This is a genomic window from Streptomyces mobaraensis NBRC 13819 = DSM 40847 (assembly GCF_017916255.1).
In the GTDB taxonomy this organism is placed as follows: Bacteria; Actinomycetota; Actinomycetes; order Streptomycetales; family Streptomycetaceae; genus Streptomyces; species Streptomyces mobaraensis.
This window is the reverse complement of the sequence record NZ_CP072827.1, coordinates 228906-241711: the sequence shown is the minus strand read 5'-3', so window position 1 is coordinate 241711 and position 12806 is coordinate 228906. Positions and strand designations below refer to the sequence as shown.

Annotated in this window: 12 protein-coding genes; 9 read left to right on the top strand and 3 right to left on the bottom strand. The window is 74.1% G+C overall.

What is annotated here, in order from left to right; all coding sequences use genetic code 11:
* Nucleotides 1-10 precede the first annotated feature (10 nt).
* Together J7W19_RS00830 and J7W19_RS00825 are read left to right on the top strand one after the other, a co-directional pair.
* Nucleotides 11-1123 carry a DegT/DnrJ/EryC1/StrS family aminotransferase gene (locus J7W19_RS00830; protein ID WP_004940622.1) on the top strand — a complete coding sequence of 371 codons (1113 nt, stop codon included), beginning with the start codon at nucleotides 11-13 and terminating at the stop codon, nucleotides 1121-1123.
* A gap of 219 nt (nucleotides 1124-1342) precedes the next feature.
* Nucleotides 1343-2212, top strand: a complete 870-nt coding sequence (locus J7W19_RS00825) for a YceI family protein (RefSeq protein WP_040888205.1) — start codon at nucleotides 1343-1345, stop codon at nucleotides 2210-2212.
* Between the two features lie 33 nt (nucleotides 2213-2245).
* Here J7W19_RS00825 and J7W19_RS00820 read toward each other — a convergent pair whose 3' ends face one another.
* Nucleotides 2246-3172 (bottom strand): MBL fold metallo-hydrolase, encoded by a 927-nt coding sequence (locus J7W19_RS00820; RefSeq protein ID WP_004940617.1) that lies wholly within the window; start codon nucleotides 3170-3172, stop codon nucleotides 2246-2248.
* 114 nt (nucleotides 3173-3286) lie between these two features.
* Between J7W19_RS00820 and J7W19_RS00815 the strand changes: the two genes are divergently transcribed.
* The 3 genes from J7W19_RS00815 to J7W19_RS00805 are packed head-to-tail and all read left to right on the top strand — an operon-like array spanning nucleotide 3287 to nucleotide 5476.
* Nucleotides 3287-3505, top strand: coding sequence for a hypothetical protein (locus J7W19_RS00815; protein ID WP_004940614.1), 219 nt, complete (start codon nucleotides 3287-3289; stop codon nucleotides 3503-3505).
* A complete protein-coding gene (locus J7W19_RS00810; protein WP_004940612.1) occupies nucleotides 3492-4889 on the top strand; it encodes an amidase in 1398 nt (465 codons plus the stop codon). The genes J7W19_RS00815 and J7W19_RS00810 overlap by 14 nt, the downstream gene beginning before the upstream one ends.
* Before the next feature lie 20 nt (nucleotides 4890-4909).
* Nucleotides 4910-5476, top strand: a complete 567-nt coding sequence (locus J7W19_RS00805) for a TetR/AcrR family transcriptional regulator (protein WP_004940609.1) — start codon at nucleotides 4910-4912, stop codon at nucleotides 5474-5476.
* Here the strand turns inward: J7W19_RS00805 and J7W19_RS00800 are convergent.
* Nucleotides 5452-6135: a TetR/AcrR family transcriptional regulator C-terminal domain-containing protein gene (locus J7W19_RS00800; protein WP_004940606.1), complete on the bottom strand. Its 684-nt coding sequence runs from the start codon at nucleotides 6133-6135 to the stop codon at nucleotides 5452-5454. The genes J7W19_RS00805 and J7W19_RS00800 overlap by 25 nt on opposite strands.
* A gap of 84 nt (nucleotides 6136-6219) precedes the next feature.
* Here J7W19_RS00800 and J7W19_RS00795 point away from each other — a divergent pair, with 84 nt between their 5' ends.
* The 4 genes from J7W19_RS00795 to J7W19_RS00780 all read left to right on the top strand — a co-directional run bounded on the left by J7W19_RS00795 (nucleotide 6220) and on the right by J7W19_RS00780 (nucleotide 11031).
* Nucleotides 6220-7710 carry an FAD-dependent monooxygenase gene (locus J7W19_RS00795; RefSeq protein WP_004940604.1) on the top strand — a complete coding sequence of 497 codons (1491 nt, stop codon included), beginning with the start codon at nucleotides 6220-6222 and terminating at the stop codon, nucleotides 7708-7710.
* A 69-nt stretch (nucleotides 7711-7779) separates the two neighbouring features.
* Nucleotides 7780-8262: a macro domain-containing protein gene (locus J7W19_RS00790; RefSeq protein ID WP_040888201.1), complete on the top strand. Its 483-nt coding sequence runs from the start codon at nucleotides 7780-7782 to the stop codon at nucleotides 8260-8262.
* 143 nt (nucleotides 8263-8405) lie between these two features.
* The gene (locus tag J7W19_RS00785) at nucleotides 8406-9464 is read left to right on the top strand and encodes a COX15/CtaA family protein (RefSeq protein WP_325176050.1); all 1059 of its coding nucleotides are present in this window, start codon (nucleotides 8406-8408) and stop codon (nucleotides 9462-9464) included.
* A gap of 139 nt (nucleotides 9465-9603) precedes the next feature.
* On the top strand, nucleotides 9604-11031 hold the full coding sequence (locus J7W19_RS00780) for an FAD-dependent monooxygenase (protein WP_004940591.1): 1428 nt from the start codon (nucleotides 9604-9606) through the stop codon (nucleotides 11029-11031).
* 136 nt (nucleotides 11032-11167) lie between these two features.
* Here J7W19_RS00780 and J7W19_RS00775 read toward each other — a convergent pair whose 3' ends face one another.
* Nucleotides 11168-12679, bottom strand: a complete 1512-nt coding sequence (locus J7W19_RS00775; RefSeq protein WP_004940587.1) for a glycoside hydrolase family 3 protein — start codon at nucleotides 12677-12679, stop codon at nucleotides 11168-11170.
* Nucleotides 12680-12806 lie beyond the last annotated feature (127 nt).

Genomic DNA, 12806 nt, shown 5'->3' with positions numbered 1-12806 from the left:
TGGGATGTGCATGAGCGTGCTGGTATGGGCCTACGGCGATGAGTACGAGGCCGAACGCGCGGAGATCCTCGACGCCGTGGACACGGTGTTCTCCTCCGGACGCCTGGTGCTGGGGCCCAGCGTGCGGGACTTCGAGACCGAGTTCGCCGCCTACCACGGCATCGGCCACTGCGTCGGCGTCGACAACGGGACGAACGCGGTGAAGCTCGCCCTCCAGGCGCTCGGCGTCGGCCCCGGCGACGAGGTGATCACCGTGTCCAACACGGCCGCGCCCACCGTCGTCGCCATCGCCGGCACCGGGGCGGACGTGCGGTTCGTCGACATCGACCCGGCGACCTACCTCATGGACCCGGCGGCCCTGGCCGCCGCCGTGACCCCCCGCACCCGCTGCGTCGTCCCGGTCCACCTGTACGGCCAGTGCGCCGCCATGGAGGAGATCGGGGAGGTCGCCCGCGCCCACGGACTGGCGGTCGTGGAGGACTGCGCCCAGGCCCACGGCGCCCGCCGGAACGGCAGGCTCGCCGGCACGTTCGGGGACGCCGCCGCCTACTCCTTCTACCCGACCAAGGTGCTCGGCGCCTACGGCGACGGAGGAGCGGTCCTCACCGGCGGCGCGGAGGTCGACCGCGCGCTGCGGCGGCTGCGCTACTACGGCATGGAGGAGCGGTACTTCGTCGAGACGCTCCCCGCCCACAACAGCCGGCTCGACGAGGTGCAGGCCGAGATCCTGCGCCGCAAACTGCGCCGGCTCGACGACTACATCGCCGCCCGGCGGGCCATCGCCGACCGTTACCGGGAGGCCCTGAAGGACACCTCGCTCACCCTGCCCCACATCGCCCCCGGGAACGACCACGTCTACTACCTCTACGTCGCCCGCCACCCCCGGCGCGACCTCATCCTGGAGCGCCTGCGCGCCCACGACATCGAGCTCAACGTCAGCTACCGCTGGCCCGTCCACACCATGAAGGGCTTCGCCGGCACTGCCGCCGCCGACGTCCGCCTCCCCGCGACGGAGGAGTGCGCGGAGGAGATCTTCTCGCTGCCCATGTACCCGTCGCTGCGCCGGGACGTCCAGGAGCGGGTCATCGAGGCCCTGCTCAAGGTGCTGTCCACGGTGGACTGAGGCGGGCGCGGGCAGGGGGCGTCATGGCGGCCGGGCCGGCCGGTTCCCGGGCGATCGGGTCCGATAAGGCCGGTTGTACCGGATGGCGCCCCATGAGCGTGATGGCTACCACTGTTACCGATGGTACGGATAGGGCCTGATGGGTCGTTTTGCGCTGGTGTGGCTTGGTGTGGTGGTGTTGGGGGCGGTTGTTGTGTTGAGGGGAAAGGTGTGGCGGGGATGGCTCTTGTGCTGTTGCGCCGGTGGAAGGGTTCGTCGGGGCAGGGGGGTGTCCGGCTCCCGGACGGCGCGGGAGGGCTGGACTGCCAGGTACTGGATCCGGTGCAACTGCCGCTGTACCGCGCGGACGTCTCGGTCCGCGACGCGTCCGGCCGGGAGGTGCTGACCGGTCAGACGGACCCGCACGGCCGGTTCACGGCCACCCTGGCGCCGGGCGACTACGTGCTCGCGGTGACGTGCGAGGGGTTCCGCCCGGTCCGCCGCCCCTTCACCTGCGTCCCCGGCGCCCACGCGACCGTCGAGCCGTTCGCGATGGAGCCGGCCCCCGCGCCGACCCTGCCCACACCGGGCGCCTGGCGCATCGACCCGGACCACACCGCCGTGCGCTTCGCCGCCCGCCACATCGGCCTCGCCCAAGTGCACGGCCGCTTCAACGGGTTCGAGGGGACGCTGTGGGTCGGCGACCGCATGGAGGAGTCGCGGCTGGACGTGGTGATCGAGACGGCCAGCATCGACACCGGCGTCCGGCAGCGGGACGAGCACCTGCGGTCGGCCGAGTTCCTGGGCGTCGCCCAGTACCCGTACATGCAGTTCACCAGCGAGCGCTTCGTCCACCGCGGCGGCCCCCGCTGGTCCGTCCAGGGTGTGCTCAACCTCCACGGCGTCAGCCGCAACGTCGCCCTCGACACCCGCTACCTGGGCATCGGCACCGGCATCATGGGAGAGACCCGCGCCGCCTGCTCGGCCGTGACCGAGCTGCACCGCGAGGACTTCACGCTGAACTGGAAGTCGATGATCCAGCGCGGTATCGCGATGATCGGTGCGACGATCCGGGTGGAACTCGACATCCAGGCGGTACCGCAGTCCTGAGCCCGGGGCGACCCGCCTTCACTCCGGCCGGTCTCAGGACGCCGGTACGAGCCGGAACCCGTCCCCCTCGGCGGTGACGCGGCCCGCCGTCGGCGGCGGGAAGTGCGTGCCCAGCAGGAGCGTCTCCGCGCCGGCGAGGGAGGCGAGGAGGCCGCGGCGGGTGCGGACGGCCTGGGCGGGATCGGTGTCCACGCAGCTGGCGATCCCGGGGTGGGCCAGCTGGACGGGGTGGTGGACGCAGTCCCCGGTGATGACGGCCGCCCCTCCGGCGGCGCGGAGTTCGACGGCGATGTGGCCCGGCGTGTGCCCGGGCGTCGGGAGCAGCCGGAGGCCGGGGGCGAGCGGGGCCGGGCCGTCGTGGACGTCGACGAGGTCGAGGAGCCCGGCGTCCCGGATCGGGTCGACGGAGTCGCGGAACATCTGCCGGCGGCTCTCCTCCATGGTGGCGGCCTGCCCGGCCCAGTGGTCCCACTCCGTACGCGAGGTGACGTAGCGGGCGTTGGGGAAGGTGGGCACCCAGGAGCCGTCCTCGGCCCGGCGGGTGTTCCAGCCGACGTGGTCGGTGTGCAGATGGGTCAGCACGACCAGGTCCACGGACTCGGGCGGGAAACCGGCCGCCGTGAGCCGGCGGAGGTACCCGGTGTCGAGCTGGTGCCACGCCGGGTTGGCACGGGTCTTGCCGTTGCCGATGCCGGTGTCGACGAGCACCCGCTTGCCCCCCGCCTCGAAGGCGAAGGTGTGGCTGGCGAGCCGGGGAGCGTGGTCGGCCGTGGTGAAGTCGGGCCGCAGCCACGGTACTTCCGAGACGACGTCCCGAGTCGCGGCCGGCAGCAGCCACGCGCCGGTCTCCGGCGGAAGGGCGATCTCGTCGACACGGTGCACGCGGACGTCGCCGACCTGCCACGACGTGGGGGCGGCCGGCTGAGGGGACGGTTCGGGGGCGGGATCGGGGCGGAGCATGGGCGGGATCCTCTCCGGGCTGCAAACGCAGAATTTTTGCTTTAAGGGGAGCCTAGGGCCTAGGGTGCCGCTAACGCAAAGAATCAGCTTTTGCATGGAAGGTGGAGGCACGTCATGACCACACCGGACCCCGGCCCGCCCGAGGCGGCCGGCAGAACCGCCGCCGTGGCGGCCACGGCCGACCACGTCCTGTCCGTCCTCGGATCCCTGCGCGCACTCGACCTCGACGGCGTCCGGCCCGCGGCCGCGTACCGGCCGGACACGGTCGCACCGGAAGCCCGCCCTCTGGAAGCCCGTCCCCTGGAAGGAGAGCGCGCCGATGCGGCCGTATGAGCTGACGCTCGCCGAGGCGGCCGACGCCGTCGCGGCCGGGGACCTCTCGCCGGTGGAGCTCACCGACTCCGTACTCGACCGGATCGAGGCCGTCCAGCCGGAGTTGAACGCCTACGCCGAGGTCCTCGCCGGCACCGCGCGGCAGGCCGCCGCCCGGGCGGCGGCCGAACTGGCCGCCGGGCGGCGGCGCGGGCCGCTGCACGGCGTGCCGATGGCGCTCAAGGACCTCATCGACGTGGCCGGCACGCCCACCCGCGCGGGCTCCCGGGTCCGCGAGCACCACACGGCACACCGGGACAGCACCGTCGCCGCGCGCCTGGCGGAGGCCGGCGCGGTGCTGCTGGGCAAGGCGCACACGCACGAGTTCGCCTACGGGCTGACCACTCCGCAGACCCGCAACGCCTGGGCGCCGGACCGGGTGGCGGGTGGTTCCAGCGGCGGCTCGGCGGTGGCCGTCGCCGCGGGGGCGGCCACCTTCGCGCTGGGCACCGACACCGGCGGCTCCATCCGCGTCCCCGCCGCGCTGAACGGCGTCGTCGGACTCAAGCCCACCTACGGGCTCGTGCCCGTCGACGGGGTGGTCCCGCTCTCCTGGTCGCTGGACCACGTGGGCCCGCTGACCCGCACCAGCCGGGACGCCGGCCTCGTCCTCGCCGCCCTGACGGGACGCCCGGTACCGGACCGGCGACCGGACTTCACCTCGTTGCGCGTGGGCGTCCCCGGCAACCACTACTTCGACCGGGTGGACCCCGCCGTGGAGGAGGCGGTCCGCGCGGCGATCGACCGGCTGCGGGACCTCGGGGCGCGCCTCGTCGACGTCGAGATCCCCCTCGCCGAACACGTCAAGGCCACGCAGTGGGGGCTGATGGTGCCCGAGGCGAGCGCGGTGCACGAGGAGACCCTCCGCTCGTCGCCCGAGCTGTACGGCGCCGACGTCCACCCGCTGCTGGAGGCCGGGCGGCTCGTCCCGGCCGGCGACTACCTGCGGGCCCAGCGCGCCCGCGCCCTCATGCGGCAGGAGTGGGCACGCCTCTTCGACGGCGCGGACGCCGTGGACGTCGTCGCCGCGCCGACCGTCCCGCTCACCGCCGTACCCCGCGACACGGAGACCGTGACCTGGCCCGACGGCTCCACCGAGACCGTCGCCGACGCCTATGTACGGCTGTGCGCCCCGGCGAACATCACCGGTCTGCCGGCCCTCTCCCTCCCCGTCGGGCTCGACGGCGAGGGGCTGCCGGTCGGCATGCAGCTCATCGGGCGGCCCTTCGACGAGGCGACCCTCCTCGGCGTGGGCCACGTCCTCGAACAGAGCGGGCCGAGGGCCGGGACGGACCGGCCGGGCCTGGCGCCGGAACCTGCCGCCGCCCGGCTCGTCGCGCAATGATGTCGCGTTAAGCTGGGGTCATGAGCCCCAGACCCGCCGTACGCCCCGGGGGCCGCAGCGCCCGCGTCCAGGAGTCCGTCCACCGGGCCGTACGCGAACTCCAGGCCGAGGGGGCCGCCCTGACCGTGCCGCTCGTCGCGGCCCGGGCCGGGGTGACCCCCTCGACCGTCTACCGTCGCTGGGGCGACCTCCAGGAACTGCTCTCCGACGTCGCGGTGGAACGGCTGCGCCCGGAGGCGCCCCCGGCGGACCACGGCGACCTGCGGGCCGACCTGGAACACTGGGCCGTCGCCTTCCTGGAGGAGATGTCGTCCCCGCCCGGCCGCTCCTACATCCGTGACACCCTCGCCGGCGACCCGGACGGCTCCAAAGCCGGCCAGTGCTCCGGTTTCGCGCACGACCAGGTCGAGTCGATCCTCAACCGCGCGGCGGAGCGCGGCGAGCACGTACCGGACGCGGAGACCGTGATGGACCACCTGGTGGCTCCGATGATCTACCGCGTCCTCTTCCGCCCCGGACCGCTCGACGCCGCCTTCGCCCGGCGGCTCGTCGCGACCCTCTTCTACCGGCTGATGCCCCTGCCCTGACCCGGCGGGCCCTCGGCCGCCGCCGGAACCGCGGCGGCGCGGAGGATCTGCCCGATCCCGAACCGGAACCGCTCCTCGAAGTCGACGGACAGGAAGTCCTCGAGGGCCGCGCCCAGCCCCGGGAACCGCCGTGCGTCCGCCACGCCCGCGCGCAGCCGGTCGCGGGCGCCGGTGGCGGGCACCGCCTGCTCCTCCTGGACGAGGCCCAGGGTGAAGTAGAACAGGTTCCAGGCCGTCCACGCGGCCGTCCTGCGGTCGGGGCAGCCGCGCAGCAGGGCGGTCAGCAGGCGGTCGGCGAAGGCCAGGGTCCGCGGCTCCGCGGGGAACGTGCCCGCGACGAGCGAGGCGCCGTCCCGGTGCCCGAGCATCGCCCGGCGCAGCCGCCCCATCAGTTCGGCCGCCCGCTCCTCCCACTCCTCGGGCAGCCCCTCCAGCCCGACCTCCCCGACGACGGCCTCGGCCATCGCGTCCAGCAGCCGGTCCTTGCTGCGGATGTGCCACATGACGGTGTTCATGCTGACGCCGAGCTCCGCCGCGATCGCCCGGGTGGAGAGCTTGCCGATGCCGCCCCGGTCGAGCACGTCGAACGCCGCGCCGACCACCTGGTCGAGCGTGATGCCGACCTTGGAGCGGTCGGCCGTCCCTTGCTTCTTGGTCACTGATCGATTATATCTTGGCCCAGCGGGTCTTGGTCGGTGATAGAGATCCGGTGTTTCCGAGATCCCGGTGAGAGAGGCGGAGCCATGGAACAGAGCGTCGTCATCGTCGGCGGCGGGCCGACGGGGTCGTGGCTGGCCTGCGAGTTGCGGCTGGCCGGCGTCCCCACGGTGGTCCTGGAGCGGGAGCCGGAAGTCGATCCGCACTCCCGGGCGCTGACGGTCCACCCCCGGACGATCGAGACCCTGGCGCTCCGCGGCGCCCACCGGGAACTGCTGGCCGAGGGCGGCCGGATCCCCAGCGGGCATTTCGCCGTGCTCGACGAGCGCCTGGACTTCCGGGAGCTGGACACCGACTTCCCGTTCACGCTCACGATCCCGCAGGCGCGCACCACGGAACTGCTCCGGCGGCGCGCCCTGGCCCTGGGCGCGGACCTGCGGTGCGGGCACCGGGTGACGGGCTGTACGGAGACCGGCGCCGCGGTCACGTTGTCGGTCGAGGGGCCGGACGGCGCGTACACCCTGGAGGCCGCGTACGTGGTCGGGTGCGACGGGACGCGCAGCCTGGTACGCCGATGCGCGGGCGTCGCGTTCGACGGGACCCCGCACACCGCCCTCGGCACGCTCGGCGACGTGGTGCTCGACGACCCGCCGCCCGGCGCCGTCGCGAGCGCGTGGACGACGGACGGCACGCTCATCGCCGTCCCGCTGCCCGACGGCCGGCACCGGATCGTGATGCACTCGCCCGAGGACGTCCGTACCGACCGGCCGGGGGAGCTCGCCTTCGAGGAGTTCCGCGAGCGGGTCCGGCGCGTGGTGGGCACGGACTACGGGATGCGCGACCCGTCCTGGCTGTCCCGCTACGGCAACACCAGCCGCCTGGCGAGGCGTTATCGCGCGGGGCGCTTCCTGCTGGCCGGCGACGCGGCGCACCAGCACATGCCGGCCGGCGGCGTCGGCCTGAACGTGGGGGTGCAGGACGCGATGAACCTCGGCTGGAAACTGGCCGCGGTCGTCGACGGCCGGGCGCCGGACGAACTGCTCGACACCTACCACTCCGAACGCCGCCCGGTGGGAGCCGACACCATCGAGCACACCCAGGCGCAGACCGCGCTGATGATGGGCTTCTCGCCGCAGGGCGCCGCACTGAGGTCCCTGCTGGGGAAACTGATCGCGGAGCGGCCGCAGTTGCGCGACGCGCTCGCCGAACGCCTCTCCGGGCTGTCCGTGCGCTACCCGCCGCCGGGCCGGGCGCACCCCCTCACGGGCCACCGGGCGCCGAACCTGCGGCTCTCGGACACCCGGTCCCTCTTCGACGTACTCCGGGACGGCCGCCCGGCGTTCGTCGGCTTCGGCCGGACCGACGGCCTCGGGGACGCCGACGACCGGATCGACCGGTGCCGGTGCCCGCTCGCGCCGGACCGCGCGGCCTGGGCCGGCGTCAACGCCGTCCTGGTCCGGCCGGACGGATACATCGGGTGGGCGACGGACGAGACCGACGCGTCCGCCCTCGCGGCCGAGGCCCGTACCGCGGCCGCGGCCCTGTACGACCCGCGGCTGGTGGCGCGACCGGTGTGAGGCCGTTCCGGCCCCTCGGCGGCCCGCGCCGGAACCGGGTTGTCAGTGGTGCCCCCTACCGTTGCGGACATGGGGACGGACATCGCATACGTACGGGGTGACGCGACGACACCGCAGGGCAAGGGGCCCCGGGTGATCGCGCACGTCTGCAACGACCTGGGGGGCTGGGGCAAGGGGTTCGTCGTGGCGCTCTCGCGCCGCTGGCCGGAGCCCGAGCGGGAGTACCGGCGCTGGCACCGCGCCCGCGCCGAGAACGACTTCGGCCTCGGCGCGGTGCGAATGGTGCGGGTGGAGCGGTGGTTGTGGGTCGCCAACATGGTCGGACAGCACGGCATACGGACCGGCGGCAGCGGCGGCGTGCCCGTGCGCTACGAGGCGATCGACGCGGCCCTGGCGAAGCTCGCGGACGAGGCCGCCCGGCTCGGCGCCTCGGTGCACATGCCCCGCATCGGCTGCGGCCTGGCGGGCGGCCGCTGGGAGCGGATGGAGCCCCTGATACGGGCGCGGCTGACGGACCGGGGGATATCGGTGACGGTGTACGACCACGGCTGACCGCGCCACGCCGCGGGCACCGCGCGGGCGGTCGTGGATCCCGTCGGGGGTGGTCGCGGACCTCGCCCGGGGACGGCCGCGGATCCTGCCGCCAGGGGGCGGCCTGGACCCCGGCGACCGTCCAACCGCCCGTCCACCCGGGCGTGTCCGGAACGGCACCCTTGCCACCACCCCGCGCGTACGCTGACGGCCAGGTATCACAGAGCACGAAAGGGATCGTCGTGCGCACACCTCTCTCCTGGCTCGCGGACCGCTATACGCTCGCACCCCGCAGTGTCCGATGGGCAACACTCCTTTCGGTCGTGGCCAGTATCGGCATCGTCGTCACCGGCGGCGTCGTCCGCGTCACGGGCTCCGGCCTGGGCTGCACGGACTGGCCGGCCTGCACGGACAGCACCCTCGCCCCGACCGCGGAGATGGGGATGCACGGTGCGATCGAGTTCGGCAACCGCCTGCTCACCGGCGTGCTCTGCGCCGTCGTGGGCTGGGTCATCGTCGCGGCGCGGCTGCAGCGCACCCCGATGCCCTCGGTGCTGCGCGGCGGCTGGGCGCAGTTCTGGATCGTCGTCCTGAACGCGCTGGTCGGCGGGCTCACCGTCTGGATGAAGCTCAGCCCGTACATCGTCGCCGCGCACTTCCTCGCCGCGATGCTGCTGCTCACGGCCGCGGTGGTCACCTGGCACCGGGTCCGGCGGCACGGCGAGGAGACGAGACCGGCGGTGCCGATGCCGCCGGCCGTCCGCCCCGCCACCGTCGCCCTGGTCGCCGCCAACGCCCTCCTCATCCTGGTGGGCACCCTCGCCACGGGCACCGGCCCGCACGCGGGTGACTCGTCTGACGTCCCCCGCATGCCCCTGAACTGGAGGTTCGTCACCACTCTGCACGGCCTGCTGGGCGCCGCCGTCCTGGGCCTGCTGGTCTACCTGCTGTCCGTCCTGCCCAAGCGCGGCTGCGCCCTGGCCCGGCAGAAGACCGTGCTCCTGCTCATCACCGTCGTGGCGCAGGGAGGCATCGGCCTGATGCAGTCCCTGAGCGGCCTGCCCGCCCTGGCCGTCGTCCTCCACCTCTTCGGCTCGGCCCTCGTCTGGGCCGGCGCCCTGCAGGTGTACCTAACGGTCGGAACGGCGAATTCAGGCCGTCCGGCGCTGGCCGCCGAGACCGAAAACCGACCCGAACGCCCGACCACACTGGCCGGCCGCTGACACCCCGGGCGACTCCTCATCATTTACCAAGAATCAAACATTACCGAGTTGCCTTTCTGGTGGCGGTGGGCTTTCATGGCAGGGCGGCGCGCGCGGACAGCGGGCGCCGCCTCAGCGCACGCAGGGGAAGGGAACCGCCATGACCCACGCCACCGTTCCGCCGGACACCTCGGTCCTCGTCGTCGGCGCCGGGCCCACGGGGCTGACGCTGGCCATCGTGCTGGCGCGTGCCGGTGTGGCCGTCCGCGTCGTCGAGAAGGCGCCGGAATTCCACCGGGAGTCCCGGGGCAAGGGGCTCAACCAGCGCAGCCGGGAGATCTTCGAGGACCTGGGGGCGGGCGAGGAGGCCACCGCCTCCGGCATCGAGCACATCACCCTGCGCAAGTACCGCGGCGGCGTCCCGGTCAGCGACTACGTGACCTTCGGGGACAACGTCCCGACGGCCGACACGCCGTACGCGAGCGGGCTGATCATCCCGCAGTGGCGGACCGAGGAGATCCTGCGCGGACGTCTCGCCCGGCTGGGAGTCGAGGTCGAACTCGGCGCCGAGCTGACCGGGTTCGTCCAGGACGAGCACGGGGTGACCGCCGCCCTCGCCGACGGCCGGCGGATCCGGGCCGAGCGGCTCGTCGGCTGCGACGGCGGGCGCGGATCCGTCCGCAAGCTCCTCGGCCTGTCCTTCGAGGGCGCCACCGAGGCCGAGGAGTGCATGGTGATCGGCGACGTACGGGCCGACGGGCTCGACCCGTCCTACTGGCACCAGTGGTTCGACGAGGACGGCGGCATCATGCTCTGCCCCTTCCGCGGCAGCGACCACTGGCAGCTCCAGGCCGCGCCCGAACGCGACGCCGACGGCACGGTGCTGCCGCCCTCTCCGGAGTCCTTCCAGCGGATCTTCGACCGGCACGCCCGCGTGCCCGGCGTCCGGCTGACCGACGTGCGCTGGACCTCGGTCTACCGCATCAGTGTCCGCATGGCCGACCGGTTCCGCGTCGGCCGCGTCCTCCTCGCCGGCGACGCCGCGCACGTCCACTCGATCGCCGGGGGCCTGGGCATGAACACCGGGATCCAGGACGCCTTCAACCTCGGCTGGAAGCTGGCGCTCGTGCACCGAGGCGAGGCGGCGGAGCCGCTGCTCGACACCTACGAGGAGGAGCGCATGCCGGTCGCCGCGTGGACCCTGCGGCTGACCGACGAGCGCCTGGGCGCGGTACGCGAGGGGGTGCGCAGGGCGGGCGTGGGCACGGAGGCGGCCGTCACCGAGGACACCACGACGCTGCGCGTCGGCTACCCGTGGAGCTCGCTGGCCTGGGGCGGCCCCGACGCGGGCGAGCGCGCGGGCGGCGTGCGGCGCGGCGAGGGCGGCCCGTGGTTCACCCTGCGCGGTCCCGGCGGTCCGGAGCTCCGCCGACTGGCCGACGAGTACGGCACGTTGCTGCGGATCCAGGAGGACCCGGCGGCGCGGGACCTGCTGCTGGTGCGGCCCGACCACCACATCGCCCTGCGCGTCCCGCCGTCCGGCGCGGGGGAGGTGGCGGAGCGGCTGGCCGGACTCGGCCCGCGGTGAGGGGCCGCGAGGGGCAACCCCGCGCAAGGGCGATCGGTTCAGGAGCCGTACCGAGGGGCTGGGGAGCCCGGACGAGCCGTTCGGCCCGTCCGGCGTGGCCGTCGAAGAGACGGTGACGGGGTACGACCGGGGAGGCTCAGCGTCCGCCCGCCAGGACCTCCGCGGCGGCCACCCCCGACGCCGTGCTCGCGCCGTGAGTGAAGATCTGCACCGCCCCCGGCGCCGCGCTCCCCGGCAGTCCCATCTCGACGACGATCGCGTCGGGGCGCGCGGTGGTGAGGTCCGCGAGGGCCCGGCTCATCCACGCGTGCCGCGGCGCGTCCCGCGTGACGACGACCAGCGGCCGGCCCACCGCCGCCCCCAGCGCGCGCGTCTCCAGCGCGGCGTCGGGCGCGCCCAGGTCCTGCGGGCGCAGCCGGACGGAGGTGGTCCCGGGCAGCCGCTCGCTCAGCGGGCCGGCGACGCCCCACGGGGTCTCCTTGCCGATGGCCAGGTTGGTGGCGGGGACCAGCTCCACCACGTGCGGCGGCGCGGACAGCGGCAGCGCGGTGCCCACGGCCCCGGTCAGCCGGAGGGCGCGGCGGGCGGCGACGAACCCGATGTCGCCGTCGGCGGAGCCGGCGGAGGCGGCCCGGCGCAGCCCCGCCGACCAGTCCGCGAACGACCGTACGCGGTAGGCCGCCTCCGCGAGCCGCTCCTCGGCGAGATCGCCGCGGACCACGGCGTCCACGAGGGCGTCGGTCAGGAGGCGGGCGGTGGACTCCTCGGCGCTCTCGCCGCCCACGCAGACGGCGTCGACACCGGCGGCCACCGCCTTCACCGCGGCCCCGCCGATCCCGTGGGGGCCGGAGACCGCGCCCATCTCGATGGCGTCGCTCACGATCAGGCCGTCGAATGCGAGTTCCCCGCGGAGCAGGTCGATCAGGATCCGCCGGCTCAGCGTGGCGGGCAGACCGGGGTCGTACGCGGGCACCAGGAGGTGGCCGCTCATGACGGCGCGGACGCCCGCGTCCAGGGCGGCGCGGAACGGGGGCAGCGCCTGCGCGGCGATCTCCTCGCGGTCGGCGCCGTAGACCGGCAGGTCGTGGTGGGAGTCGACGGCGACGTCGCCGTGGCCGGGGAAGTGCTTGGCGCAGGCCGCCACGCCGGACGACTGGAGTCCGCGGATCCACGCGGCGGTGTGCCGGGAGACCACCGCCGGGTCGGAGCCGAAGGACCGGACGCCGATGATCGGGTTGTCCGGGTTGGAGTTGACGTCCGCGCTGGGCGCGTAGTCGAGGCTCACCCCGGCGGCGCGCAACTGGCCGCCCAGGTCGGCGGCGACGGCCTCGGTCAGCCCGGTGTCGTCGACCGTGCCGAGGGCGAGGTTGCCCGGCCGGGTGGAGCCGGTCCCGGACTCGATCCGGGTGACGTCCCCGGCCTCCTCGTCGATCGCGACGACCAGGTCGGGGTTCTCCGCCCGCAGGCGCTCGGTGAGCCGGGCGACCTGCTCGGGGGAGACGATGTTGCGCGAGAAGAGGACGACGGAGGCCAGCCCGTCACCGATGTCCCGCAGCACCCAGTCCGGCGCCTCGGTGCCCACGAAACCCGGCTGCAGGACGGAGAGGGCGAGTCGCCGCAACGTGGTGCTGTGCTGACTGGAGGACATCGGCCGGTGCCTTTCGGGTGGGGGAGCGGCCGGCGAGGGCGTCGGCGGAGCGACGGCGACACGCTCGCCGGATTTGGTATAGACCAACAAGGGTGCGCCTAGGTTAACCGCATGTGTCAAGAGGGTG